At 62.1% G+C, this 25,952-nt stretch carries 17 protein-coding genes and 2 tRNA genes; 12 read left to right on the top strand and 7 right to left on the bottom strand.

The genetic code is table 11. The annotated features are described in order from the left end of the window. Positions 1 to 87 precede the first annotated feature (87 nt). The 8 genes from VWY75_RS12420 to VWY75_RS12385 all read left to right on the top strand — a co-directional run bounded on the left by VWY75_RS12420 (position 88) and on the right by VWY75_RS12385 (position 11,475). Positions 88 to 1,326, top strand: coding sequence for an aspartate kinase (locus VWY75_RS12420; RefSeq protein ID WP_340546110.1), 1,239 nt, complete (start codon positions 88 to 90; stop codon positions 1,324 to 1,326). A gap of 45 nt (positions 1,327 to 1,371) precedes the next feature. Then, a complete protein-coding gene (gene ptsP / locus VWY75_RS12415) occupies positions 1,372 to 3,612 on the top strand; it encodes a phosphoenolpyruvate--protein phosphotransferase (RefSeq protein ID WP_340546109.1) in 2,241 nt (746 codons plus the stop codon). A gap of 674 nt (positions 3,613 to 4,286) precedes the next feature. Beyond that, positions 4,287 to 6,581, top strand: coding sequence for a bifunctional salicylyl-CoA 5-hydroxylase/oxidoreductase (locus VWY75_RS12410; protein ID WP_416539076.1), 2,295 nt, complete (start codon positions 4,287 to 4,289; stop codon positions 6,579 to 6,581). Then, positions 6,578 to 7,336, top strand: coding sequence for an SDR family NAD(P)-dependent oxidoreductase (locus VWY75_RS12405; protein ID WP_416535068.1), 759 nt, complete (start codon positions 6,578 to 6,580; stop codon positions 7,334 to 7,336). The genes VWY75_RS12410 and VWY75_RS12405 overlap by 4 nt, the downstream gene beginning before the upstream one ends. Next, on the top strand, positions 7,336 to 7,794 hold the full coding sequence (locus VWY75_RS12400; RefSeq protein ID WP_260104930.1) for a MarR family winged helix-turn-helix transcriptional regulator: 459 nt from the start codon (positions 7,336 to 7,338) through the stop codon (positions 7,792 to 7,794). The genes VWY75_RS12405 and VWY75_RS12400 overlap by 1 nt, the downstream gene beginning before the upstream one ends. Next, complete coding sequence (locus VWY75_RS12395; protein ID WP_416539075.1) at positions 7,791 to 8,594, top strand: enoyl-CoA hydratase family protein; 804 nt, start codon at positions 7,791 to 7,793, stop codon at positions 8,592 to 8,594. The genes VWY75_RS12400 and VWY75_RS12395 overlap by 4 nt, the downstream gene beginning before the upstream one ends. 102 nt (positions 8,595 to 8,696) lie before the next feature. Next, complete coding sequence (locus VWY75_RS12390; RefSeq protein WP_416535070.1) at positions 8,697 to 9,857, top strand: acyl-CoA dehydrogenase family protein; 1,161 nt, start codon at positions 8,697 to 8,699, stop codon at positions 9,855 to 9,857. Between the two features lies 1 nt (position 9,858). Further along, positions 9,859 to 11,475, top strand: coding sequence for an AMP-binding protein (locus VWY75_RS12385; protein ID WP_416539074.1), 1,617 nt, complete (start codon positions 9,859 to 9,861; stop codon positions 11,473 to 11,475). A gap of 29 nt (positions 11,476 to 11,504) precedes the next feature. Here VWY75_RS12385 and VWY75_RS12380 read toward each other — a convergent pair whose 3' ends face one another. Both VWY75_RS12380 and VWY75_RS12375 read right to left on the bottom strand, forming a co-directional pair. Beyond that, positions 11,505 to 12,626, bottom strand: a complete 1,122-nt coding sequence (locus VWY75_RS12380; RefSeq protein ID WP_416539073.1) for a glycosyltransferase family 2 protein — start codon at positions 12,624 to 12,626, stop codon at positions 11,505 to 11,507. 3 nt (positions 12,627 to 12,629) lie between these two features. Next, positions 12,630 to 15,962 (bottom strand): glycosyltransferase family 2 protein, encoded by a 3,333-nt coding sequence (locus VWY75_RS12375; RefSeq protein WP_416539072.1) that lies wholly within the window; start codon positions 15,960 to 15,962, stop codon positions 12,630 to 12,632. 358 nt (positions 15,963 to 16,320) lie between these two features. Here VWY75_RS12375 and VWY75_RS12370 point away from each other — a divergent pair, with 358 nt between their 5' ends. Beyond that, complete coding sequence (locus VWY75_RS12370) at positions 16,321 to 17,103, top strand: hypothetical protein (RefSeq protein ID WP_416539071.1); 783 nt, start codon at positions 16,321 to 16,323, stop codon at positions 17,101 to 17,103. A gap of 128 nt (positions 17,104 to 17,231) precedes the next feature. Here the strand turns inward: VWY75_RS12370 and VWY75_RS12365 are convergent. From VWY75_RS12365 to VWY75_RS12345, 5 genes are all read right to left on the bottom strand, one after another. Continuing rightward, positions 17,232 to 17,305: transfer RNA gene (locus VWY75_RS12365), tRNA-Cys, on the bottom strand. 231 nt (positions 17,306 to 17,536) lie between these two features. Next, complete coding sequence (locus tag VWY75_RS12360; protein WP_416539070.1) at positions 17,537 to 18,301, bottom strand: CbiX/SirB N-terminal domain-containing protein; 765 nt, start codon at positions 18,299 to 18,301, stop codon at positions 17,537 to 17,539. 163 nt (positions 18,302 to 18,464) lie between these two features. After that, positions 18,465 to 20,768 carry a PAS-domain containing protein gene (locus VWY75_RS12355; protein WP_416539069.1) on the bottom strand — a complete coding sequence of 768 codons (2,304 nt, stop codon included), beginning with the start codon at positions 20,766 to 20,768 and terminating at the stop codon, positions 18,465 to 18,467. After that, entirely contained in the window at positions 20,765 to 22,018 is a 1,254-nt protein-coding gene (locus VWY75_RS12350) for an FIST N-terminal domain-containing protein (RefSeq protein ID WP_416539068.1), read from the bottom strand. Before VWY75_RS12350 ends, VWY75_RS12355 begins: the two co-directional genes overlap by 4 nt. Before the next feature lie 17 nt (positions 22,019 to 22,035). Beyond that, complete coding sequence (locus VWY75_RS12345; RefSeq protein ID WP_416535137.1) at positions 22,036 to 22,629, bottom strand: LuxR C-terminal-related transcriptional regulator; 594 nt, start codon at positions 22,627 to 22,629, stop codon at positions 22,036 to 22,038. A 465-nt stretch (positions 22,630 to 23,094) separates the two neighbouring features. Between VWY75_RS12345 and VWY75_RS12340 the strand changes: the two genes are divergently transcribed. From VWY75_RS12340 to VWY75_RS12330, 3 genes are all read left to right on the top strand, one after another. Beyond that, the gene (locus tag VWY75_RS12340; protein WP_416539067.1) at positions 23,095 to 23,643 is read left to right on the top strand and encodes a CoxG family protein; all 549 of its coding nucleotides are present in this window, start codon (positions 23,095 to 23,097) and stop codon (positions 23,641 to 23,643) included. A gap of 121 nt (positions 23,644 to 23,764) precedes the next feature. Continuing rightward, positions 23,765 to 23,838: transfer RNA gene (locus VWY75_RS12335), tRNA-Gly, on the top strand. A 198-nt stretch (positions 23,839 to 24,036) separates the two neighbouring features. Further along, positions 24,037 to 25,836, top strand: coding sequence for an ABC transporter transmembrane domain-containing protein (locus VWY75_RS12330; RefSeq protein WP_340546090.1), 1,800 nt, complete (start codon positions 24,037 to 24,039; stop codon positions 25,834 to 25,836). Positions 25,837 to 25,952 lie beyond the last annotated feature (116 nt).

Here is a 25,952-nt window from a genome sequence, read left to right as displayed (position 1 = left end):
GCTACAATCCGCAGGCTTGCCCTTGTGGGGCCGCTCGCATAAGAGGCGGGGAGTTGAAACCCGCAAGCGCACGGAGAGTTTTGCCCAATGCCCGTTCTTGTGATGAAATTCGGCGGTACATCTGTCGCCAATCTGGACCGCATCCGCCGCGCGGCGAAACGCGTGGGCGTTGAGGTGGCCAAGGGCTATGACGTGATCGTTATCGTCTCTGCCATGTCGGGCAAGACCAATGAGCTGGTCGGCTGGGTCAATGAGACCTCGCCGCTGTTTGATGCGCGCGAATATGATGCTGTGGTCTCCTCGGGCGAGAATGTGACGGCGGGTCTGATGGCGCTGACGCTGCAGGAGATGGATATCCCCGCGCGCAGCTGGCAGGGCTGGCAGGTGCCGCTGAAAACCACCAGTGCCCACAGTCAGGCCCGGATCGAAGAGATCCCGCCGGAGAACATCAACGCGAAGTTCGGCGAAGGCATGCGCGTCGCCGTGGTTGCAGGGTTTCAGGGGATCAGCCCCGAAGGCCGTATCACCACGCTGGGCCGGGGCGGGTCGGATACCACCGCTGTTGCCTTTGCCGCGGCCTTTGAGGCGGAGCGCTGCGATATCTATACCGATGTGGACGGGGTCTATACCACGGACCCGCGGATCTGCGATAAGGCGCGCAAACTGGATAGGATCGCGTTTGAAGAAATGCTGGAGCTGGCCTCGCTGGGCGCCAAGGTCCTGCAAACCCGCTCTGTTGAACTGGCGATGCGCTACAAGGTGAAGCTGCGCGTGTTGTCGAGTTTTGAGGAACAGTCCGACGAGGCCGGAACCCTGGTCTGCGACGAGGAGGAAATCATGGAATCCAATGTTGTGGCCGGTGTGGCCTATTCCCGTGACGAAGCCAAGCTGACCGTGCAATCGGTCGCCGACCGTCCCGGCATCGCGGCACATATCTTTACCGCGCTTAGCGATGCAGGTGTGAACGTCGATATGATCGTTCAGGATATCTCGGCCGAGGGTCGCACCGATATGACCTTCTCCTGCCCGACCGATCAGGTGGCGCGCGCCGAACAGGCGTTGCAGGCGGTAAAGCAGAAGGGCGAGCTGAACTACGCCGAACTGCTGGCTGACCGTGATGTTGCCAAGGTTTCGGTGGTTGGCATCGGTATGCGCTCACAATCAGGGGTTGCAGCCAAGATGTTCAAGGTGCTGTCGGACGAGGGCATCAACATCAAGGTGATCACCACCTCCGAAATCAAGATTTCGGTTCTGATCGACCGGAAATACATGGAACTTGCAGTGCAAGCACTGCATGATGCCTTTGAATTGGACAAGGCGGCCTGATCTGGACCTGGCTGCCTGACACCGAAACCTGTGTGAACGGCCCCCATGGTAAAGACGACCGAATCCGAAAGTCGCAATCTGTTGATGCGCTTGCGCGAGGCGATGGCCGGTGATGATGCCGGTCAGGCCCGGCTGGACAAGATCACCCAGCTGATCGCCGATAGCATGCGCAGCGAGGTGTGCTCGGTCTATCTGTTCCGGGACGAGGAGACGCTTGAGCTCTGCGCGACTCAGGGTCTGAACGTTGAATCCGTACACCAGACCCGTATGCGGATCGGCGAGGGGCTGGTGGGCCGTGTGGCGCGCTATGGCAAGGTGGTCAACACCCCGGATGCCCCCAACGCCAAGGGGTTCCGCTATATGCCGGAAACCGGGGAGGAGCGTTATGCCTCTTTCCTGGGGGTGCCGATTCAGCGGCTTGGCGAGATGCTGGGCGTGCTGGTGGTGCAGTCCAAGGACGCGCGCGAATTCTCCGCCGATGCGGTCTATGCGCTGGAAGTGGTGGCGATGGTGATTGCCGAAATGACCGAGCTTGGCGCCTTTGTTGGCGAGGGCGCGGCACTGTCGCCCCTGCACCAGCAACCGGTTCTGCTGCGGGGAACCATCGCGCAGGAAGGCGCTGTTGAAGGCCACGTCTGGCTGCATGAGCCGCGCGTTGTTGTGACCAATCCGATTGCCGATGATCCGCACCGCGAGCTTGAGCGCCTGCATGAATCGGTCGAGGAGCTGCGGGTCGGCGTCGACAAGATGCTGGAGGTCTCCCAGACCGGTGACAAGGAACAGTTGCAGGTGCTGGAAGCCTACCGGATGTTCGCCAATTCCAAAGGGTGGATGCGGCGGATGGAAGAGGACATCGGCCGCGGTCTGAGTGCCGAGGCGGCGGTGGAGAAAGAACAGTCCCAGGCGCGGGCGCGCATGGGGCAGGTGCAGGATGCCTATCTGCGCGAGCGGCTGAGCGATCTGGATGATCTGTCCAACCGGCTGCTACGGATTTTGACCGGGCAGGGCCGTGAAACCGGTGCTGAGCTGCCCGAGGACCCGGTGCTGATTGCACGGAACATCGGCCCCGGTGAGCTGCTGGAATATGGCCGCAACCTGCGTGGCATCGTGCTGGAGGAAGGCTCTGTCGGCTCTCATGCGGCGATCATTGCCCGCGCGCTGGCCATTCCGCTGGTGGTTCACACCAAACGCATCACCACCGAGGCGCTGAACGGCGACCATATCATGGTGGACGGGGAGCAGGGCGTCGTGCATCTGCGGCCGGATGACACCGTTGTGGGGGCCTTTCGCGACAAGATCGCGATGCAGGCCAAGGCGCAGGAACGCTATGCCTCGATCCGTGACAAACAGGCGCTGACCCGCGACGGCACACGTGTGAACCTGCTGATGAACGCCGGGCTGATGGCCGATTTGCCGTCGCTGGAAAACTCCGGTGCCGAAGGCGTCGGGCTGTTCCGAACCGAATTGCAGTTTCTGGTCCGCAACCAGATGCCGAAACGATCCGAACTGGTGGCGCTGTATCAGCGGGTGTTGGATGCGGCTGGCGGCAAGCGGGTGGTGTTCCGCACGCTGGACATCGGGTCGGACAAGGTGCTGCCCTATATGAAGCCGACCGATGAGCCGAATCCGGCGCTTGGCTGGCGGGCGATCCGGGTTGGTCTCGACAAGCCCGGTGTGATGCGGATGCAGTTGCAGGCGCTGATGCGCGCCGCCAACGGGCGTCCGCTGACGGTCATGTTCCCGTTTGTGGCGCAGTTCGAGGAGTTCCGCGCCGCCAAGGCCGAGGTCGCCAAGACGCTGGAACGCGAACGGCGCCTCGGGCATCCGCTGCCGGAAAAACTGGAAGTCGGGGCCATGCTGGAAACCCCGTCGCTGGCCTTTGCGCCGCAGAAGTTTTTCGACGAGGTCGAATTCCTGTCGATCGGCGGCAATGACCTCAAGCAGTTTTTCTTTGCTGCGGACCGTGAAAACGAGAGGGTGCGCAAGCGTTACGACACATTGAATGTGAGCTACTTGAGCTTTATCGCGCAAATCGTTGAGCGTTGCGAGATTTCCGGGACTCCTCTCAGCTTTTGCGGCGAGGACGCCGGGCGCCCGATCGAGGCGGTCTGCCTGGCGGCGATGGGGTTGCGGGTACTGTCGATGCGACCTGCCTCGGTTGGCCCGGTCAAATCGCTGCTGATGCGTGTCGATCTGAATGCTATTCGCAAAATCATCGCTGACGCACGCCACCGAGGCGAACAGACGGTGCGTCCGGCAGTGATGCAATATCTGCGAGAGCTCTGAGCCGGGATCCTTCGCACCATAGTCTGCATTGGGACCGCGCAGCCGAGGCTGCGCGGTTTTTTTGACTGAGTATCAGGTCAGGGGCTGCAGCCTATGAGTGTGTTGTGGATAGCCGCAGGTAACGGGTCTGGCTGGTGGCTCTGGTTTGCTCTTGATGAATCGTGACTGCGCAATCGAATTTACTCTTTAACATTTTGTTAATACCTTCCAAACTTGACTTATCTCGATATTTTTGTCGGTTCTGAATGTCCCGGCAGGGTGTCTCGTTTGGGTTGAGAATGCCCAAACTGTCCCCCAACTTATCCACAGCGTCGCCCCTGTTGTTTAGGTTGTTTTATCTATCTGAAAACATTGAATTAATTATGGTTTTGCGGGAGATCAGATGACCCGTTTGAGATAAGTTCTCTACATCAATTGTGGGGCTTATCCACTTGAAACTTATCGGGAAATTATGGCTGAATAGCTTGGGTTTCCCGCGCCCATGGCGATGGCGTCCGAGAAAACCGGGGCAAGAGTCATGCTCTTGCCAGTATTGCAGAGCGGAGATGAATATTCCCTTAATGCGGATCTCCTGCAGGTCTGGCAAAAGCTTCAAGTTTAAAAGTTTAAGCTTGAAATTTATTGCCGTGCGCTTATCCTGTGCTCAGCTTTGATCGCAATAGGGGAGTGGCACCATGAAAATCGCCTGTCTGGGAGGCGGCCCCGCTGGCCTGTATTTCGCGATTTCGACCAAGCTGCGTCAGCCGGATGCCGAAATCACGGTTTTTGAGCGTAACAAGCCCGATGATACCTTTGGTTGGGGTGTGGTGCTGTCTGATGACGCGCTGGACAATCTGGCCGCCAATGATCCCGTCAGCGCCGAGCGGATCCGCGATAAATTCGCCTATTGGGACGATATCGCCGTGGTGCATGACGGCGTGCGGACCGTGTCGGGCGGGCATGGGTTTGCGGGCATCGGTCGCAAGGCGATGCTGGTGATCCTGCAGGAGCGGGCGCGCGAACTGGGTATTGATTTGCAGTTCGAAACCGAAGTCGGATCGGCCGCGAGCTATCAGGCGGATTATGATCTGGTCGTGGCCTGCGACGGGCTGAATTCGCGGGTGCGAACCGAGTTTGCCGCGCATTTCAAACCAAACGTCGATGTGCGCCCTTGCAAGTTTATCTGGTTGGGCACACAGCAGAAATTCGATGATGCCTTTACATTTATCTTTGAGAAGACAGAGCATGGCTGGATGTGGATCCACGCCTATCAGTTCGACGCTGACACCGCGACGGTGATCGTTGAATGCTCGGCCCAGACCTGGGAAAACTGGGGCTTTGAGGCGATGAGCAAGGACGAGATCCTGCGCACCTGCGAGGCGATTTTTGCCGATCATCTGGATGGGCACGCGCTGATTTCCAACGCGGATCACCTGCGCGGCTCGGCGGTCTGGATCAACTTCCCCCGTGTGCTTTGCGAAACATGGTATCATCAGAACGTGGTCTTGCTGGGCGATGCTTCGGCCACGGCGCATTTCTCCATCGGGTCGGGCACGCGACTGGCCTTTGACAGCGCCATCGCATTGGCGGAGTTCATCAGCTCCGAACCGACGTTGGAACAGGCCTTTGTCCGCTATCAGGAGGAGCGGCGGCTGGATGTGCTGCGGTTGCAGTCGGCGGCGCGCAACTCCCTGGAGTGGTTCGAGGATGTGGAACGCTATCTGGATATGGATCCGGTGCAGTTCAACTATTCGCTGCTGACCCGGTCGCAGCGGATTTCCCATGAAAACCTGCGCCTGCGGGATGCGGATTGGCTGGCCTCTGCCGAGAAATGGTTCCAGACGCGGGCGGGTGCCAGCAAGGATGCCCCGGTGCGCCCGCCGATGTTTGCCCCCTACCGGCTGCGGGAGATGCAGCTGAAGAACCGTGTCGTGGTGTCGCCGATGGCGCAGTACAAGGCCAAGGATGGCTGCCCGACCGACTGGCATCTGATCCACTACGGCGAACGCGCCAAGGGCGGAGCAGGGCTGGTCTATACTGAAATGACCTGTGTGTCTTCGCAGGGGCGGATCACGCCCGGCTGTCCGGGGCTTTACGCGCCTGAGCATGAGGCCGCCTGGACGCGGCTGACGGAGTTCGTACACAGCGAGACCGACGCCAAACTCTGCTGTCAGATCGGCCACTCGGGCCGCAAAGGCTCCACTCAATTGGGCTGGGAGACCATGGACGCGCCGCTGCCGGAGGGGAACTGGGAGACGATTTCGGCCTCTGCCATTGCGTGGACTGAGGATAATCCGGCCCCGCGTGAGATCACAGCGCAGGAAATGGAGGCCATCAAGGCGCAATTCGTGGCCGCAGCTCAGATGGCGGATCGCGCCGGGTTTGACATGATCGAACTTCACGCGGCGCATGGTTATCTGATTTCATCCTTCATCTCGCCCAAATCCAACATTCGAACCGATGAGTATGGCGGCGCGCTGGAAAACCGTCTGCGCTACCCGCTGGAGGTGTTTGAGGCGATGCGGGCAGCCTGGCCTGCAAGCAAGCCGATGTCCGTGCGTATTTCCGCCAACGATTGGGTCGGCGATGACGGCGTCACGCCGGAAGAGGCGGTCGAGATTGCGCGGGCGTTCACCGCGGCGGGCGCGGATATCATCGACGTCTCCGCCGGACAGACCACACCCGAGGCACGGCCGGTCTATGGCCGGATGTTCCAGACACCGTTTTCGGATCGGATCCGCAATGATGCGGGCATTGCGACCATGGCGGTGGGCAATATCTATGAGGCGGATCACGCCAATTCGATCCTGATGGCCGGCCGGGCGGATCTGGTCTGTGTCGGGCGGCCACATCTGGCAGATCCCTACTGGACCCTGCATGAGGCGGCGCGGATCGGTGATCGCCATGCAGACTGGCCGTTGCCCTATCAGGCCGGGCGCGATCAGGCCTGGCGTCTGGCCGACCGCGAGGCGGAGGTGATCCGGGCATGAGCGAGATTTGCGGGAAACATGTGGTGATCACCGGCGGCGGCTCTGGCGTGGGCGCCGCCCTTGCGCGGGGCTTTGCGGCGCAGGGTGCGCGGCTAACGCTGCTGGGGCGGCGCAAGGCGCCGTTGGAGGACGTCGCCGCCGAGGTGGATGGCCTGCCACTGGCCTGTGATGTCACCGATGCCGAGGCGGTGCGCGAGACGCTTGCGGCGGCCCGTGAACAGCAGGGCCCGATCACCATTGCCATTGCCAACGCGGGTGCGGCGCCTTCCAAGCCCTTTGCCAGAATGGATGAGGGCGATTTCGCAGCGGCGCTTGCCGTCAACCTGTCGGGGGTGTTCAACCTGTGGCAGGCGGCGCTGCCCGATATGAAGGCCGAAGGCTGGGGACGGATGATCGCCGTGGCCTCCACTGCCGGGCTAAAGGGATACCCCTATGTCGCGGGCTATTGTGCGGCCAAACACGGGGTCATCGGTCTGACACGGGCGCTGGCGCAGGAGCTGGCGCGCAGCGGGATCACGGTGAATGCGATCTGTCCGGGGTTCATTGAGACGCCGCTTCTGGAGCGGTCGATCGCCACCATTGTGGCGACCACCGGCATGAGCGCTGACGACGCGGCGAAATCCCTGCGTGCAGGCAATCCACAGGGGCGGTTCATCCAGCCGGAGGAGGTGGCGGATGCCGCGCTCTATCTGGCCGGGACGGCTGCCGCATCCATCAATGGCAGTGCGCTGCCGATCACCGGAGGCGAGATCTGATGCAGACCGACCGCTCCAAGGACCGGCTGCGGCTGTGGCTCAAGGTTCTGAAGGCCACCCGCGCCGTGGAAAGCGAAATCCGCGAAAACCTGCGGCAGGAGTTCAGCACGACTTTGCCGCGTTTTGACGTGATGGCAGCGCTGAGCCAGCATCTTGACGGGCTGAAGATGAGTGAACTCTCCGGCGTGCTTAAAGTCTCCAACGGCAATGTGACCGGCATCGTCGAGCGGCTGGTGGACGATGGCCACGTGCAGCGCGAAAAGGTCCCCGGTGACCGGCGCGCCAGCCGGGTGCGGCTGACCGAGGCGGGGGTGGCGGAATTTGCCCGCCAGGCCGCCGCGCATGAGGCCTGGATCGACCGGATGTTTGACAGCGTGCAGGAGGCGGAGGTGCAGACACTGTCCGACGCGCTGGATCAGGTGGCTAAACGGCTTGAGAATGAAGGACGCAAGGGATGATCTCGACGGATACCAAGTATTTTCTGTGCTCTGTTGACGCGGGTGTCGCAACGGTTGCGCTGAACCGGCCCGAGCGGAAGAACCCGCTGAGCTTTGAGAGCTATGCCGAGCTGCGCGACTGGTTTCGCGAGCTGCATTACGATGACGACGTAAAGGCGGTGGTTTTTGCACCCAACGGCGGCAACTTCAGCTCCGGCGGCGATGTGCATGATATCATTGGCCCCCTGACGCAGATGTCGATGAAGGAGCTGCTGGCCTTTACCCGCATGACCGGCGATCTGGTCAAGGCGATGGTGAATTGTGGCAAGCCGATCATCGCCGCGCTGGACGGCGTCTGTGTCGGGGCCGGTGCGATCATCGCGATGGCCTCGGATATTCGGATCGCCACGCCCGAGGCCAAGACGGCCTTTCTGTTCACTCGCGTCGGGCTGGCGGGCTGCGACATGGGGGCCTGTGCTATCCTGCCGAGGATCATCGGTCAGGGACGGGCGGCGGAGTTGCTTTATACCGGGCGATCCATGAGCGCGGATGAGGGCCATGCCTGGGGGTTTCACAACCGTATCGTGGCGGCTGACGAGCTGATGGCTGAGGCGCGCAACTGGGCCGAGCGGATCGTTTCGGGTCCGAATTTTGGTCACATGATGACCAAAACCATGCTGGCGCAGGAATGGTCGATGTCGATCGAACAGGCCATCGAGGCCGAGGCGCAGGCGCAGGCGATCTGCATGCAGACGGCCGATTTCGAGCGCGCCTATCAGGCCTTTGTGAAGAAAGAAAAACCCCTGTTTGAAGGGGATTGATCCGATCCCCGGAGACCGCGGCGCCGGAGGAGGGCGCAGAGGCCTCCGGCGGGAGTATTTGGGGAAAGATGACAGGCGCTGCCCTGTCCCGGGAGGAGCGATATGGCGGATAGGACGTTTCTGAGCTGGCCGTTTTTCGAAGAACGCCATCGGGCGCTGGCTGAGGAGCTGGAGAGCTGGGCTGCCGGGGCGCTGGCGGACATCGATCATGGCGATACCGACGCGGCCTGCCGGGCGCTGGTTGCGGCGCTTGGTGCAGGCGGCTGGACGCAGCATTCCGGCGCCATGGCCGGAGAGGCGCTGGATGTGCGCACGCTCTGCCTGATCCGCGAAACGCTTGCGCGGCACGACGGTCTGGCGGATTTCGCCTTTGCGATGCAGGGGCTGGGGACAGGGGCGATCTCCCTGTTTGGCAGCGCGGGTCAGCGGCAGGAGTGGTTGCCGCTGACCCGCTCGGGCAAGGCGATCGCGGCCTTTGCCCTGACGGAGCCGCAGTCGGGGTCGGATGTGGCCAATTCCACCATGACCGCGACGCTGGATGGCGATCATTACGTTCTGAACGGGGAGAAGACCTGGATCTCCAACGGCGGGATTGCCGATGTCTATACTCTGTTTGCCCGTACCGGTGAGGGACCGGGGGCGAAGGGGCTCTCGGCCTTTGTGGTGCCTGCGGGCCTGCCGGGGTTTGAGGTGGTGGAGCGGCTGGAGACACTGGCGCCGCATCCATTGGCGAGGCTGAGGTTCACAGATTGCCGGATCCCGCGCAGCGCCCTTCTGGGGGAGGCGGGGGCCGGTTTTAAGATTGCGATGTCGGTGCTGGATGTATTCCGCTCCACCGTGGCGGCGGCTGCGCTGGGGTTTGCCCGCCGGGCGCTGGACGAGGCGCTGGCACGGGTGACGACGCGCCATGTGCAGGGCGCGCCGCTGGCGGATTTGCAGATGGTACAGGGCCATATCGCCGATATGGCGCTGGATGTGGATGCAAGCGCCCTGCTGGTTTACCGCGCCGCCTGGGCCAAGGACAGCGGCGCGGCGCGGATCACCCGCGAGGCCGCCATGGCAAAGCTGTTTTCTACCGACCAGGCGCAGCAGGTCATCGACAGGGCGGTACAGCTGCATGGCGGTGACGGCGTGCGGCAGGGCCAGAAGGTCGAGGAACTCTATCGCGATATCAGAGCGTTGCGGATCTACGAGGGGGCTTCGGATGTGCAGCGTGTGGTGATCGCCCGTCAGGCGATTTCCGCGTTTCAAAAAGGGGGCTGAGATGCTGGGACCAAGCGCACATATCGACACATTCACCCGCGATAACCTGCCGCCGGCAGATCAGTGGCCGGAGTTCCTGATGGAGGGGTTCGACTACCCCGAGCGGCTGAATGCCGCGGTCGAACTGACCGATGCCATGGTGGCCAGGGGATTTGGCGACAATACCGCCCTGATCGGCAACGGGCGGCGACGCACCTACAAGGAACTGGCCGATTGGACCAACCGGCTGGCCCATGTTCTGGTGGAGGATCTGGGGGTGAAGCCGGGCAACCGGGTGCTGATCCGTTCGGCCAATAACCCGGCCATGGTGGCCTGCTGGCTGGCAGCGACCAAGGCGGGGGCGGTTGTTGTGAACACCATGCCGATGCTGCGGACGGGGGAGCTGGCCAAGATCGTTGACAAGGCTGAGATCAGCCATGCGCTCTGCGACACGCGGCTGATGGAGGAGCTGGTGAGCTGCGCCAAGACCTCGGCATATCTGACGTCCGTTGTGGGGTTTGATGGCACCTCCAACCATGATGCCGAGCTGGACCGGCTGGCGCTGGAAAAGCCGGTGAGTTTCGAGGCTGTGGCCACGGGCCGGGACGATGTGGCGCTTCTGGGCTTTACCTCGGGCACCACCGGCGCGCCCAAGGCGACCATGCATTTCCACCGTGATCTGTTGATGATTGCGGATGGCTACGCGGCGGAGGTACTGGGCGTGACGCCCGAAGATATCTTTGTCGGCTCGCCGCCGCTGGCCTTTACCTTCGGTCTTGGCGGGCTTGCGATTTTTCCGCTGCGGTTCGGGGCGGCGGCGACATTGCTGGAGAATGCCTCGCCGCCGAATCTCATCGAGATTATTGAGAAATACCGGGCGACCGTCTGTTTTACCGCGCCAACCGCCTACAGGGTGATGTTGCGCGCGATGGAGGAGGGGGCCGATCTGTCGTCGCTGCGGGCGGCCGTTTCCGCGGGCGAGACGCTGCCCGCGCCGGTTTATGAGGATTGGATGGCGCAGACTGGCAAACCGATGCTGGATGGGATCGGGGCGACGGAGATGCTGCATATCTTTATCTCCAACCGGTTCGACGATCATCGCCCGGCCTGTACTGGCAAGCCGGTCCGGGGGTATCAGGTGCGGGTGCTGGATGCGGAGGGCAAAGAGGCGCCGCGCGGCGAGGTTGGCCGGCTGGCGGTCAAGGGGCCGACGGGTTGTCGCTATCTGGCGGATACGCGTCAGGATAGCTATGTGCGCGATGGCTGGAACATCACCGGCGACAGCTTCGTGATGGACGCTGATGGCTATCTGCATTTTGCGGCGCGCAATGACGATATGATTGTCTCGGCCGGGTATAATATCGCAGGCCCGGAGGTCGAGGCGGCGCTGCTGTCGCATGAGGCGGTGGCCGAATGCGCGGTCATTGGCGCCAAGGATGAGGCGCGCGGAGAGATTGTGCAGGCGCATGTGGTGCTGGCCGAGGGCAGCAGCCCGTCGGATGTTTTGACCAAGGCGCTTCAGGACCACGTCAAGGCGACCATCGCGCCCTATAAATATCCCCGCGATATCGTCTACATCGACGCCCTGCCGAAAACCGAAACCGGCAAGATCCAGCGGTTTCGCCTGAAAGCGGAGTAGCGCAGGGATCCGCCTCGGGATTCCGGCTGCTAGAGGACGGGCACCTGTTCCAGCCGCCGTATCAGGTCGGGAGAGATTGCGTCCGGGCCATCGTTGAACTGGGCACGGGAGACGAAATTCAGATGCCGTGAAAGCAGCGTCAGCTTTGCCGAGGAGATCTCTTCGTAGAAGGCCTTCATGTCGTCGCGCGCCATCAGCTCGGTGATCTTGCTGCGGTGGGCGGTGACCGCAGCGTCATGCAGCGCCTTGATCCCCTTGAGCCGTTTGAGCCGGGTCAGTTCCTTTTTCGTTGCCGGAAGGCGGCGCTGGATGGAGAGATCCTGTTCCATGTTGAAATTCATGCGCATCCAATAGGCCAGCCCCTGGTCGCGCTCCACATGGTTCACCCGGCCACGGTCGCGTTTGACAAGGAAGCTTTCGGTGCTGCGTACGGCGTAATGGTTCAGCGTCACCATGTCGTAGCCGTGGTCGCGAATGCCGAAACGCCAGCCCTGATCGGCCATATCCTCGGGCACCGGTTTTCCCGTGCCTGCCACCCAATTCGGCATCCCCTCTATGCGCCGTTTCAGCGGACGGTGGACGCCAATGCGGTCATAACCTCCGGCGACATGGTCCCCTCGCGTTCGGAACAGGGTTTTGATGCCCCAGGCCTGGATCGGGGCAGGGCAGTATTTGGGCGCGCAATAGGTATGCTGCTGTGTCAGAAGCACGTCCTCATAGGAATCGCGGAAACTGTTGCCGAACAGGCGCCATTGCATCGAGATCATGTCTGGATCACCGGTGGCAGCAAAAAGGCTGTCGAGGTCGCCGTCGCCAACGTGAATGTTCACGAACTCATCCACATCAGAGACCAGAACCCACTCGGCCTCCCGGACCAGATCAAGACCTTCTGCGAATTTCAACGCGCCTTTCTGCGGATTATAGCCGCTGCCCATCTCCTGATAGGGGTTGTCCATCCGGGTGACATAGCCACGGGCCGCCAGCGCATCGAGCAGCTCGACAGTGCCGTCGTCGCAGTCATTGGTGAAAACCAGGATATGATCGAACCCGAGGGCGCGGTGGTGGGCGACCCATTCCAGGATGAAGGGGCCTTCGTTTTTCATACAGGTGATGATCAGACGCTGAGCCGTCTTTGCGGGGCGTGTTGTCATGACCTAGCCCTCTGCCTCGGCGAGTTCGGCACGCAGCCGTTCCAGCGAGTTGCGAATGTTTTTCGCATTGCGTTTCTTCAGCGTGTATTCGCAGACCTGAATGGCCAGTTTCCTGTGGTTTTTCTCCTCGGCCTTCATCAGGAGGTCGTGCTGGTATCGGGGCAGGTCGCGACGCGCGCGCAGCAGTTGGTAGAACCGTTGGGAGGTGAAACGGCCCTCGCAGATTTCGTTCAGCATCGGTTTGAGGATGTCCATATTGGCCAGCGCCTGCGGCAGCTGGTGGCCGAAGAACGGCATCCTCATCTTGCGGATATTGTCACCTGTGAGCCGGTTCACCTGTTCCACATCCGGCGCGAAATAGGGGTCGTACAGGACCACGACATCCTCTGCCGATTGGGTCGCCTGCGCTGCATCCGCATAGCGGTCCTCCCAATCCAGACGCGCGGTCCAGCCCCAGCGGTTGTCATCCGGCAGGATGCGACGGTCGAGCGTGGTCTGCGGCGCGATGGCAAAGACCTTGGAGCCTGGCGCGCATTGCGAATAGGTGAGTGCGCCAAAGGCCCCCATGGAGGCGCCATAGAACAGAACCTCGTCAAATTGTGCAAAGAAGCCGCTGTCGCGCAGCTGGTCAAAGCTGTCATGCACAAAGGGGTTACGGAACCAGTTCCGCTTGGCGCCGATCACGCCAAGCACCGAACAGCCCATGGTCTGCGACAGCAGCTTGTAACCCCAGGGCCAGCGCTGGCCCTCCTTTTGCTGGACGACATGGATATTGTCGAAGCTGACCACCAGCCGCTTGCCAGAAGGCTCGTAAAACAGCGCGTTGTCCTTGTCCTCCCAGAAGAAGCCGGCACGCTGGGCGGCATGGGCGCGCATGTCGGTGAACCGTGCATCACCGGTCATCGGCTGGGCGCTGTCCGGCGCGTCCGGACGCCTGACGGCGGAACGATCAAGGGCGCCCTGATTTTTGATCTGGGCATTGGTAGCGGCCGGCGCGATCGTGACCACGCGGCTGGCAGGCGCCGGGGCAGGCGCGACGACGGCAGGCGCAGGCGCAGAGGGGCGCTGCATCTTCTGGGCGAGGTCGGCGATATCGATATCGGCTCCCAGCTCGGCCTCGCGTGTTTTCAGGTCCGCAACGCGGATCTTGCCCTGCACCATCTCTTTCAGCAGCCGGGTCTTGGCCTTGATCTGGGCGGGAGAGAGCAGCAGCGCCTCCGGTTCGGGGATCTGCACACCTGCCGGGGTGCCTGCCTCGGCCTGATCCTCAAGCTTGGTGAGGTAGATCGCATCCGGGCGCGCGACCTCGCTCAGGTTTTCATATAGATTGGCGTATTCCGGCTGAGATTTCAGATCGTCGATTTTGGCCCTATGCCATTGCACGGCCTCTCTGTGCAGGCGTGCCAGCTGCGGATCCGCCATCAGCTGATCCAGTTCGGCCCGCATCATCGGCAGGCGATTGAGCATCCGCCCGTCGGTTTCCGAGGCGTAGTTGCGGCGCGCCCAATAGTCGATCCCCTGATCCTGCTCGGTATGGTTGATCCGCCCACGATCCCGTTTCACCAGGAAACTGTCGGCCGACCGCAGCACATAGTGGTTCAGTGTCGCCATCCGATAGCCAAGCGAGCGTTTGGTGGAGCGCCAGCCGTTGTTGGTGAGCAGCATATCAGGCATGACGCGCCCGGACCCGTTGACCCAGCGCACCTGCGAGACGTTGTCTTCGTTGTCGATCTTCAGCGGGCGGTGAACGCCTATCTTGGTGTAGGGCGCGGATTTATGCACCATGCTTTTGAACCCCCAGCCAAGCCGGGGTTTTGGGATGAACTCGGGCGCGCAGCGGGTGAACTGTTCGATAATGGGGCGGTCTTCATAGGTGCCGACCCCGCCATTGCCGAAGAATTTCCAGGTAAAGGAGATCACATTCGGATCGCCAGCGGCCCTGAACAGATCGGCAAATCTGCCGTCACCGACATGGATGTTCACAAATTCATCGACATCAATGGTCAGAACCCAATCCGCAGCCTTGAAGGCAGGCTGTCTCATGGCGTCCTCCAGCGCGACATGCTGGGGCTTCTTACCGGAGGCCGGATCCCAGGGATTGTCAACGCGGGTGACCAGCCCCAGTTCTGCCAGACGGTCGAGCATCGCATCGGTATTGTCGCGGCAGTCGTTGGTGTAGATCAGGAAGTGTTTCGCCCCGATTGCCTTGTGATAGGCGATCCACTCCAGAATGAACGGGGCCTCGTTCTTCATCGAGGTGAGGATCAGGATATTGTCGTGGGAAACCGGCTCTGCCAGCGGCGCGAGGCGATCCACGAGTGTTTCGGTCCGCAGCTCCAGATTGTCGATCGCCCGCTGGTAATGGGCGCTCTGCGTGAGACGATCCAGCGGTATTTTGAGCAGGGGGTGCGCGGTCTGTTGTGCTGATGCCCGTGGCGCCGGAGCCGGGATTTTTGCGGTTGCAGCCGCGGCTTTGGCAAGTTCGGCCTGTGTGGGTTTGCCCTGTGGGGGCCGGTCCGGGATCGGTGCGGCGGCGGCGTCGATATCATGCCGGACCAGCGCGCGGCCGAGATAGCTGTCGGGATGAGGAATGCCGCCTTCATGGGTGATCAGGCGTCGGCTCAGCCGACGGTTCCAAAGATGCACACCATAGCAGCCCTCGTCGATCTTCTTCTCTACGGTATAGCCCGGTGACAGCAGGTTCCGGCGTTCTTTGAAAGAGATCTGAAAGAAGGCCATCTGCGGTTTCACATGCGCCATCTCACCGGTTTCATTCAGGAAATAGGTCAGCGCCGATGGCCCCCAGACGCCCCATTTCAATTCGGAGACATGAACCGGGTTGCCAGCCGCATGAGCCGCTTCCAGGGCCGCGCGTTCCTCGCCCTTGACCCAGGGCGGGATCGGGTATTCGTTTTCGCAGAACGTGTTCAGCCGCTGTAGCGTCCGCGAAAACCGGGGCAATCCCAGAACTGCATTACAGACCAGCCGTCCCGGTTTTTCCCAGCCAAAGACCCATTGGTCCGGAAAATCCCAGGGTTTGACGCAGAGAACATCGGCATCCACCCAGATCACATTCTGCATGGAAATCATCTTGTAGCGAAAGGCGTCGGCATGAACCGCAGGCGAGCCGGAGACCTTGTGGCGGATGAAATCCGACGCCGGGAAAATCCGGTTTGCATCCATCAGCTCGACACCCGGCGGGCAGTTGTCGACCGTCTCGTAGGTATAGAGCAGCGTGCGATGCCCGTGATCGGCAAAGGATTTCAGACAGGTTTGCTCAAGATAGCTGAGATTGCCACCAATCCAGAGGGAGGCGATTACCGGGAGGTCAGACATAGTATTGCGCACTGCTTCATTCTTATTCTGGGACTGTCGAAGGGGCGCTGGTCTACCGTCCGGGGCCGCGAGATCCGACGCGCGACCGCTGCCAGCTGCAAAGCTGAGCCTGCAAAACGGTTTTCTGTCCGGCAATGCCCTGTTCGACACTCATCCTCGTGACTGCGAGAGGTTCGCGAAGGGGCGTATCGCCACCAGAGCCCCTCTGATTAAGCAGGGACAGCCCAGGCCGCCCGCACGTCCTCAAACTCGTTTTTATCTAACTACCGGAGCCACTTGACCGTCTGCTTGCGATCATTGCCTGAGGTGACCCCACATGTCATAAGCGGACGATAACCTACCTTCAGGGCGCGTTCAAATGATTGTAAGCCACAAGCACAACTTTGTTTACGTCAAGCCCGGCAAGACCGCGGGCAGCTCGATCGAGCTGGCCATTAGCGCCTATTGCGGGCCACAGGATGTGATCACCAGGCTGCGCCCGCGCGAGGAATATCAGCGCGGCGACTGTGCGGCGCGGATCGAAAACCCACAATTCGTGAATATCAACTCCGGCGAGACCATCGAACTGCAGAACCATTCCAGATACAGCGATGCGCTGCGGGTATATGGCGAGCAGATCGTCGACTATGATGTGGTTTGCACCGAGCGGAACCCGTGGGAAAAGGCGATCTCGTCATTCTTCTGGAAGGGAAACAGGCGCCCCGAACGCCCGGTTGAGCCGCGATTCAAGAGATTTGTCAACGACGGTCGCTGGCCGCAGGATTTCGATGTGTACTCCGTGAACGGTGTCTGTGTCGCCGATCACATCATCCGGGTCGAACGTCTGACGGAAGACTACCGCGATTTCCTCGGATCATTGGGCATTGTGATCGAGGGGGAGATCAGCTTCCCGGCCTCCAAGGGCTTTCAGCGCCCCAAGGAGGCGACACGGGAGGTCATGTTCACGCGGCCTTGGGTGATCCGGGCAGTTGAGGAGCATTCCCAAGAGCTGCGCTCGGTGCTGCCCTACCGTTTCGAAGACCGCAGCGCACCGGAGGTCCACCTGAGCCCGGACCGCCGAACGGCCCGCTATCGGTTTCTGGAACAAAACGCCTGCGGTCCCGCCTATTGGCAGCGCGTGCCGACATCCACATCGGCCTGATCCGGGGGGCAGGCGCAGTGCCGATGAGTTCAGTTGACCGCCTGGAGGGAAGTGCCAGATCCGCCTTTAGAGGCGACGCGAGCAAAACTGTCAAAGCTGTCGCGGATCGCGTAGTCAAATCTGACGTCTGGAGGCGAGTACCGGAATCGAACCGGTGTACACGGATTTGCAATCCGCTGCGTCACCACTCCGCCAACTCGCCTTACCGGTGGTGTGAGGCGTGATTAATCACATGCCGGGGGACGGTGCAAGGGGGCGTGCGCAGAACCGGCGGGAAATTTTGAAAAATTCTGCGGCCGCAATGGGCTGGAGTGCCGCCTTGAGTGTCGATCTGCCGGGGGCGCCAGCGGGGCAGGCTGCCTTGGTGGCTGTCGGCAGCCCTGCCGGGTGTCGCAACGGGGGGACGGTTACGCCGGGCTGCGGGCGGGTTTGGTCAGATCCGACCGGCTTTGTCTCCTGCCGGGTTTGGCCCGAGGAGAGCCTGCCTTAGGGCGTCGGCGATCAGCTGGGGGACGCCGGGCAGCGCCCCGAGCACGGGCAATATGTCGCCGGGATAACTGGCATCGGCCAGCGCCTCGGGGATATCGTCGCGGACGTGTTCGCCGGATTGTGCAAAGAACGGCAGGCAGAGGGTCAGGTGTTCAGGTTTGGCCGCTGCAAGATCGCGGGCGGCGTCCGCGATACGCGGATCTTCCTCGACATAGCCTGTGAGCAGATCCGTGCCCGGCAGGTGGTGGCGCATGGCGGCTGCAAAGGCCTCGGCGGCTTCGGCGGCCTTGGGCCCCCGGGCCGACCCATGAGCGGCCAGAAGGATGCGGGTCCGGGGCAGCGACCATCCGCGTGCCTCGCAGGCCGTGGCCAGCGCCTTGCAGGCCAGTTCCGGCAGGGCCGGGTCCAGACCGAAGGGGGGTAACAGGTGAACATCATGCCCCTGGAGCCGCTTGGGCAGCACCGAGCCGGTGAACCAGCCGTTGGCCATGAAGAACGGATAGATCAGCGCGCCCTTTGGTGTCACCTGTTCCAGTCGATCAGCTGTGGACAACGTGGCCGAGCGGATATCCCAGTCGGGCAACAGCGCAGCGACGGCATCGGCCAGATCGGCCAGCGCGCGTTCCTGGGGCGCCGGATCGGAAGGCTGGCCATGCGCGGTAATCACGGCGGTCGGGCGATGTGGGGGCAGGGGGGCGGGATCGGTCAACTGGAAGAGCCTTTCGGCTGTAGGAGGGGGCTGGCAGGGCATCGACCTTGCGGGTCGCCTGCGGGTGTTTCGATGGCATTACGGCAGGGCGGGGGCGCTGGATCAATCTTCTGCGGGCCGCCATGGCCTCGCCACCGCTGGGGCTGGGGGCAAGCCATGGGCGTCATTGAGGCGGCTGTCGCAGATCGTCGAGGAAACTGCGCAGCTGCTCCGGTTGAATGGGTTTTGTGAACAGTCTGGCACCTGTGTTTTGGGCAAGCCGGGCGACCTGCGGGCGGCGGTCGGCGGAGATCAGGCAGGCGGGCAGCGCGCCAAGGTCGCGGTTGAGGCGGGCGATCACCTCGGCGCCGTTCTGGTCCGCTCCCAGTTGCAGGTCAATCACCAGAACATCCGGTGTGACGTCGATTTCCGTCAGCAAGGCGCGGGCATCCTCTTCACTGGCACAGGGCAAGACATCGATCCCCCATTGCTCCATCGTCAGGGTCAATGCGTGGCGCAGATCGGGATCGGTGACGATCAGCAGCGCGATCAGCTGCCCCAAGGCCACAGCTGCCGGATCCGGGGAAGCTGTCCCGGAGGGGGCGACCTCGGCCATGCGAGCGCCGGACAGCTCCGACTGATGTGACTGGTGCAGCCGTGCGGTGTCACGGGGCAGATCAACGGCAAAGACCGTTCCGCGCCCCACATGGGATCTGAGCGTCAGGGGATGGCCCAGCAACCCGCAGGCGCGTTCCACAATCGCAAGGCCAAGGCCCATGCCGTCAGCGGCGCTCACCGTGGCGTTCAGCCGCTGGAATTCTGCAAAGATCAGCGTGCGATCCTCGTCGGGAATGCCGGTCCCGGTGTCCCAGATCTCAACCCGGACCGAGTCCCGGCGGGGGCGGATGCCGACAAGCACACCCCCCCGGCTGGTATAGCGAAGCGCATTTGATATCAGGTTCTGCAGGATGCGCCGCAGGTAGGTCACATCGCTCAGCACCCGCGTCTGGCTGAGCCTGAGGCGGAACGAGAGGCCCTTGGCATCTGCCATCGGGCGCAATTCGTCATGCAGTTGCAGCAGCAGGTCGTCGAGATCGACGGACGTCACATGCCGTGTGGCGCGGCCGGAATCCAGTCGCGAAATATCAAGGAGCGCTGAGACCAGTGTCTCTACACTGTCCAGCGCATTTGCCGCCTTGTTCAGGGTTTCGCGGGAACCGCCTGTCGGCAATTCGCTTTGCAACGCTGCGACAAAGAGCTTTGCCGCCGAGAGCGGTTGCAGCAGGTCATGGGAGGCGGCGGCCACAAAGCGCGACTTTGAGGCATTGGCGCGTTCGGCGGCCTGAAGCGCGTCTTCCAGCTCCAGCGTTCGGTCAAGCACACGCTGTTCAAGCGTGTCACGGGCCTCGCTCATCGCGCGCGCAGCGGTCCGTTCGGCGGTGACATCGGTGAAGCTGATCACGAAACCGCCGTCGGGCATTTCCTGCATAAAAACCGTCAGGACCCGTGTCATGCCCTGCTGCACGTCGAAGGAAAGCGGCGCCCGTATCGCTGGGCCGGATCGTATCCGTTCAGAAGGGATATCCGGTGCAGGATCTGCTTTTGGCCGGGTCCAGAGGGTGACCTGATCGGCCATATCGGCCTGTTCAAATGTGAACTCCGCCCGCAGATGTTCGAAGATCCGCTCGAAGCGGCTGCCGATGCGAAACCGGCTGATCGGAATGGACAGCAGCTCTCCCATGAGCCGGTTCCAGCCAACCAGACGCGCCTGCTGATCGAAGATGCAGACCCCCTGGTTCAGGTGTTCCAATGTGGCGCGGATGAGCCGGGCCTGATCGTCGAGGATGCGTTCACGTTCCTGGTGCTGAAGACGCATGATGTCGGTGACATCGGTTTGCAGGATGACGGTGCCACTGTCGGAGGTGCGGTGTTCGCTGACCTGAAGCCAGCGGTTCCCGGTCATGCGAACGTTGAACATGACGCTGCGGTCCTGATGCCGGGCCAGCCTGCGCGCGGCCCATTCGGCGGCTGTGGTTCCGGCGGGCAGCGACAGGGCCGAGCTGCCGCTGACCAGATTGACATAGGCCTCAAATGCCAGCCCCGGCCGCAGCCGCGCGTGGATGTCGGGCATGTGCATCCCAAATCGGCTGTTGCACATCACCAGTACATCCTGCGGATTAAAGAGGGCAAACCCCTCCTGCACGGTTTCGATGGCATCGGCGAGATTGGCGCGCGCCGCCTCGGTCTCGCGGTTGGCCTCGGCAAGTTTGGCATTGGACAGGTTCAGAAGGTCCAGCGTGCGCTCCAGATCGCGGGTGCGGCTGCGGATTTCCTCTTCCAGCAGAACGGCGCGTTCGAACTGCGCATAGGCGAGACCGGAGGCATCGGTGTTCTGTTCCACCCGGCGCATCAGCGTTGCGGTGATTTTCAGCAGTTTTTCGTTCTGCCGCTCCAGCGAGTCGCGCGGATCAATCAGGCCTTGCGTCATGATCGTGCCGGTGGGTCGCAGGCCAGGGGCGGATAGATGGCAACTCCTGTCAGCGTCTGGTTCACATGGATGGAATTCACCTGTTCGCCATAGGTGCAGAAGCCGACAGCACGATGTTTGGCAAGAAGCGATGAGATCTGCGGCGTGAGCTGTTTTTGCTGGGCTTCCATCCGTCGCAGGAGGCAATCGCAGGCAAGGATCACATCCGGGGTCTGTGTCTCGCCAAGAGCGGTCAGGGCACGGTCGAGGTGATCGACCATGTCCAGGGGTTCGGCCAGGGTCAGCACGACACCTTCGTCGATGGCGGAAAAGAACACCAGATCGCCCGTCTCAGCGACCTGCTGAATCGCGCGGACATGGTGCTGGCCACCCAGGCGCACGACGACGGGATGGGCCGCAAAGGTGAAAGTGGTCAGCTGTTCAGGATCCTTGCCCAGGAGCCGTGCATATTCGCGCGCGGCCGGCTCGGCGTTGATTTCATAGACCAGCCGACGGGCGGGATCGGCACCGGTGACCACCATGCGCTGGGCCGTGGGCACCAGATGGTCGGTGTTGAAGACCTTGACCGGGCAATTGCTGCGGATCTGTAGCAACACCGCCGCATTCTGGCGCGCGATGCCGTCACAGAGCACATAGGTCGCGCCAAAATCGGTACCATCGCCTGCGGAGCCGCCAAATAGTGGCACGGGGCCCAGACCGGGTGCGAGATCGGCGGTCAGCGCGTCCTCCTTGATCGACAGCCCGTCGATCAGCAGAAAGGCGAATTCGGAGGTCCATTGCGGCGTCTCTCGCGCCATGTCGTTGCGGTTGCGGATGATCTGGTCGATCTGGCACTGGGCATCATATGTGTTCAGATCTTCGATGCTCAGCACACGTCCGCAGAAATGGCTGCGCGGCAGGCCGATTGCGATGATCTCCCCGTCGGTATAGCCCGCTTCGCCGATCTCGCCTGCGGTGGTGCACCCAACAACAGTGGCCGGTGCGAGCTGCCGCGCCGCAGCCGCGCTGAGCGCATGGATATCGGCCTGCGGCGAGACAAAGAGGATGACCAGCTCCAGCTCGTCCAGCGGCGCCAGCGTTCCGGCCAATGTCGCCAGCGCATCAGGGGAGTCTGCCGCTGCCCGTCCCGTGCGGGTGATGCGATCCGCATTGTGCAGCGCCCCCGCCATGGCGGGCAGAGAGACCCGGTCTGAAGCCTGCGCCGTTGCGCGGGGATCAGCCGTGTCAGGGAAGGGGGCGGGGCGCGTCATGTCGGATGGTAGGCAGCTCAGCCCAGATCTTGCAAGACGTTTGCAAAGCTTGTTTCCTTTGCAATCAGAACCGCTTGGGTCCGGCTTTGGACCCCGAGTTTGCGCATGATCGCGGTGACATGCGCCTTTACCGTGGTTTCGGCGATCGACAGGTCATAGGCGATCTGCTTGTTCAGTTTGCCCGCGCAGATCAGTTGCAGGATCCGCGCCTGCTGATTGGTCAGCGTCGCCAGACGCCCGGTCGCATCCTGCGTTTCACTGTCCCGCGGCAGCAGCACATAGCCGGGCGGGACGAAAGGCGTGCCCCTGCCGATGGCGTCAAAGGCGTCGATATAGATCTCGCGCTGGCTGTGCTTGGGCACAAAGCCGGCGGCACCGGCGTGGATGGCTGCGCTGATGACCCGGTTGTCCGCCATCGACGATACGACAAGGATCGGCGCGGTCGTCGCATTGTGCAGCCGTATCAGCCCGTCGAGGCCCTGAGCATCGGGCAGGTTGAGATCCAGCACCACCGCATCGGGAGCAGGAGTGTCCGAAACCTCGGAAATGGCCTGTTCCACTGTCGCGGCGGTTGCGATGCTGGTGATCCCAACCGTGGCGCGCAGCGTCATCGCCAGGGCGTCGCAGAACAGCGGGTGATCCTCGACGATCAGCGCGGTCACAAAGCCTGCCGGGTCCTGCGCATCCGGGGTGCGAGGTCGCTGGGGATGATCTGGGGCGGGCGAATGGGTCATCACACTCCTCAAGCCTATGCCAATGGTCCATGGTCTGCGCCGGGCAATCGCGGGTCACATCGCGCGCCAAAGCCACGCGCCCGCCATGCCGCTCATGCTAGCAGCAGCTGCAAGCCGCGACCAATAGGCGAAAAGTCTAAGACGGCTCGCGAAGATGCAACGGCCGTGATTTCGCGTCTGGCGGGAGCGTAGGCCTGTGCTATCCTTGTTGCGCGCACCGTCGCCGTCTGATCTGCAACCAATGTCGCATATCGGCGCGCAGCCGGATTGCGTTATGCAGGCGCCAGCAGGGGCGTCCCAGTGCCCGCAACACGATGTATCGCCAGCAAAAGGAATAGGCTTATGAAACTTGCCGATACCCGCAGCATCGCTGCCCCGCGCGCCGAGGTCTGGCAGGGGCTTCTGGATGCCGAAACGCTGAAGGATGCGGTGCCCGGCTGCCAGGAAATGGAGGGATCGGCCGAGGAGGGTTTCACGGCGGTTGTGGTGCAAAAGGTCGGCCCGGTTAAGGCGACATTCCGTGGCACTGTGACCCTGTCCGATCTAGATGCGCCCAATAGTCTGACCCTGCGGGGGGAGGGCAAGGGCGGCGCGGCTGGGTTCGCCAAGGGCGACGCCCATGTGACGCTGAGCGATGGTGAGGACGGGCATACCCTGCTGACTTATGAGGTCGAGGCCAAGGTCGGCGGCAAACTCGCCCAGCTTGGAAGCCGGATCATCGACGGGTTTGCCAAAAAGATGGCCGACCAGTTCTTCGAGCGGTTCCAGACCGCCGTCGAAGGGGATAGTTCGGTCGAAACAGATGCCTCAGCGGAGGAGGCCGGGACACCCGACACCAGCCGGGACGAGGCGCCGCGCAAAGGTTGGATTGGCCGGGTGCTCGGCAATTGAGCGGACATGTGGTCAGGGGAGAGATGCCGGTTAATCCGGCTCTTCCAGATGAAATTTCACGATTTCACGCCACAGCCGCTTGACGCTCCGAAAGCACCGATTTATAGACCAAATTCCCTGAGCGGGTATGGTGAAATGGTATCATAAGAGCCTTCCAAGCTTAAGGTGCGGGTTCGATTCCCGCTACCCGCTCCAGGATTTCCGACATAGATCAGACCGGTAGCTGCGCAGAAGATCTCTCTGGGGTGTTCAGGGCGGTGCCGAACCATTCATGCGGCGGTATGACAGGCTTTGACGGCCTCTGTGCGCTTGACCTCAGGGGTTTGCGGGGTCATGAACCTTGGCGATGCGCAGGCGACAGAGCCTGCCACACGGAACGTCGAAGGAGCTGACATGGCGGGCAATCAAGCGGTCCCGACTGCGGATGTAGAGCGCGAGAAATCGCGCAAGATTGGTGTCCTGTCTGCCCTCTGGCCGTTTATGCGCCCCTACCGCCTGTTGATGGCCACCGCGACGCTAGCACTCGTGCTCACCGCGGGCCTGTCGCTGACGCTGCCGCTGGCGGTTCGCCGGGTGGTCGATAACTTCCGGGTTTCCGATGCTGAGCTGCTGAACCAGTATTTCGCCGCTGCTCTGGTGATTGCGGCGCTGCTGGCCGTGGGCACGGGCCTGCGCTATGCGCTGGTCACGCGGCTGGGAGAGCGGGTGGTTGCAGATATCCGCAAGGCGGTGTTTGACCGCGTCATCGGTATGAGCCCGGCGTTTTTCGAGCAGATCATGACCGGAGAGGTGCTGAGCCGGATCACCACGGATACAACGCTGATCCAGTCGGTGCTGGGCTCGTCGGTGTCGATTGCCCTGCGCAATATGCTGATCTTTGGCGGCGGTCTGGTGCTGATGCTGCTGACCTCGGCCAAGTTGACCAGCCTTGTTCTGCTGATCGTGCCTGCGGTGATCGTGCCGATTCTGGTGCTGGGGCGGCGGCTGCGCAAGATCAGCCGCGAGAATCAGGATTGGATCGCGGCCTCTTCCGGCAACGCGGGTGAGGCGCTGGGCGCGGTGCAGACGGTTCAGGCCTATACGCATGAGAGCGCCAGCCGGGGCGAATTCAGCCGGATGACCGAAACCGCATTTGACGTTTCAATGCGGCGGATCCAGACCCGTGCTTTCCTGACCGTGATCGTGATCTTTCTGGTATTCTCCGGCGTGGTTGGCGTCCTGTGGATGGGCGCAAACGATGTGCGCGCCGGGGTCATGTCCGAAGGCACCCTGGTCCAGTTCGTGATCTATGCGGTGCTGGTCGCAGGCTCGGTAGCGGCGCTGTCAGAGATCTGGAGCGAATTGCAACGGGCCGCTGGCGCAACCGAACGTCTGGTGGAGCTGCTGACGGCGGTGGATGAGGTGCAGGATCCGTCGCGTCCGCAGGCGCTGGCCGAACCGGTGCGGGGCGAAATCCGATTTGACAATGTGTCCTTCCGCTATCCCGCCCGTCCGCTGATTCCGGCCCTGAGCGACGTCTCCCTGACGGTGAAGCCGGGCGAGACGGTTGCCTTTGTCGGCCCCTCCGGTGCGGGCAAGACAACCATCATCCAGATGATCCAGCGGTTCTACGATCCCACTGATGGTGCGGTCTGTCTGGATGGTGTCTCGTTGCGGGACCTGCAACGGGATGCTTTCCGCAGACATATCGCGCTGGTGCCTCAGGACCCGGTGATCTTTGCCGCCTCGGCGCGGGACAATATCCGCTTTGGTCGTCCCGAGGCCAGCGACGCCGAGGTCGAGGCCGCCGCCCGTGCGGCCGCCGCCCATGACTTTATCACTCGGCTACCAGAGGGCTATGACAGCCAGGTCGGGGAACGTGGCGTGATGCTGTCGGGCGGTCAGAAACAACGGATCGCCATCGCCCGCGCGATTCTGCGCGACGCGCCGGTGCTGTTGCTGGATGAGGCCACATCCGCACTGGATGCCGAAAGCGAACGACTGGTACAGGCCGCTGTCGATGAGCTGAGCCAGGGCCGCACCACCTTGATCGTGGCGCATCGACTGGCAACCGTGAAAAAGGCAGATCGCATCGTGGTGATGGAAGAGGGCCGTATCGTGGCCACCGGTAGCCACGATCAGCTGGTTGCCGAAGGCGGGCTTTACGCGCGTCTTGCACGGCTTCAGTTCACCGATGGGCTGGCTGCGGAATAGGCAGACCCGGTCTCAAATGAGCCGAATTTCGGCTTCAAGGTCGAAAAACTTCAAATGTCGCTGCGTCAAAGCGCAGGCTTCCTTGACGTGACCCTGTCGGCGCGCTTGCGCGGCGG

Origin of the sequence: Phaeobacter sp. JH20_08 (genome assembly GCF_048056635.1) — a bacterium.
GTDB lineage: Bacteria > Pseudomonadota > Alphaproteobacteria > Rhodobacterales > Rhodobacteraceae > Phaeobacter > Phaeobacter bryozoorum.
Note: the sequence above shows the minus strand (reverse complement) of the source record. Positions and strands in the feature narration are given on the sequence as shown.

Bases quoted from the DNA above. Each gene is read 5' to 3' on its own strand.
- VWY75_RS12400 (WP_260104930.1), top strand. From the start codon at position 7,336: ATGCAGACCGACCGCTCCAAGGACCGGCTGCGGCTGTGGCTCAAGGTT.
- VWY75_RS12375 (WP_416539072.1), bottom strand. From the start codon at position 15,962: ATGTCTGACCTCCCGGTAATCGCCTCCCTCTGGATTGGTGGCAATCTC.
- VWY75_RS12355 (WP_416539069.1), bottom strand. From the start codon at position 20,768: ATGACGCAAGGCCTGATTGATCCGCGCGACTCGCTGGAGCGGCAGAAC.
- VWY75_RS12345 (WP_416535137.1), bottom strand. From the start codon at position 22,629: ATGACGCTGCGCGCCACGGTTGGGATCACCAGCATCGCAACCGCCGCG.
- VWY75_RS12395 (WP_416539075.1), top strand. From the start codon at position 7,791: ATGATCTCGACGGATACCAAGTATTTTCTGTGCTCTGTTGACGCGGGT.
- VWY75_RS12405 (WP_416535068.1), top strand. From the start codon at position 6,578: ATGAGCGAGATTTGCGGGAAACATGTGGTGATCACCGGCGGCGGCTCT.
- VWY75_RS12390 (WP_416535070.1), top strand. From the start codon at position 8,697: ATGGCGGATAGGACGTTTCTGAGCTGGCCGTTTTTCGAAGAACGCCAT.
- VWY75_RS12420 (WP_340546110.1), top strand. From the start codon at position 88: ATGCCCGTTCTTGTGATGAAATTCGGCGGTACATCTGTCGCCAATCTG.
- VWY75_RS12370 (WP_416539071.1), top strand. From the start codon at position 16,321: ATGATTGTAAGCCACAAGCACAACTTTGTTTACGTCAAGCCCGGCAAG.
- VWY75_RS12330 (WP_340546090.1), top strand. From the start codon at position 24,037: ATGGCGGGCAATCAAGCGGTCCCGACTGCGGATGTAGAGCGCGAGAAA.
- VWY75_RS12340 (WP_416539067.1), top strand. From the start codon at position 23,095: ATGAAACTTGCCGATACCCGCAGCATCGCTGCCCCGCGCGCCGAGGTC.
- VWY75_RS12380 (WP_416539073.1), bottom strand. From the start codon at position 12,626: ATGACAACACGCCCCGCAAAGACGGCTCAGCGTCTGATCATCACCTGT.
- VWY75_RS12385 (WP_416539074.1), top strand. From the start codon at position 9,859: ATGCTGGGACCAAGCGCACATATCGACACATTCACCCGCGATAACCTG.
- VWY75_RS12410 (WP_416539076.1), top strand. From the start codon at position 4,287: ATGAAAATCGCCTGTCTGGGAGGCGGCCCCGCTGGCCTGTATTTCGCG.
- VWY75_RS12350 (WP_416539068.1), bottom strand. From the start codon at position 22,018: ATGACGCGCCCCGCCCCCTTCCCTGACACGGCTGATCCCCGCGCAACG.
- ptsP (WP_340546109.1), top strand. From the start codon at position 1,372: ATGGTAAAGACGACCGAATCCGAAAGTCGCAATCTGTTGATGCGCTTG.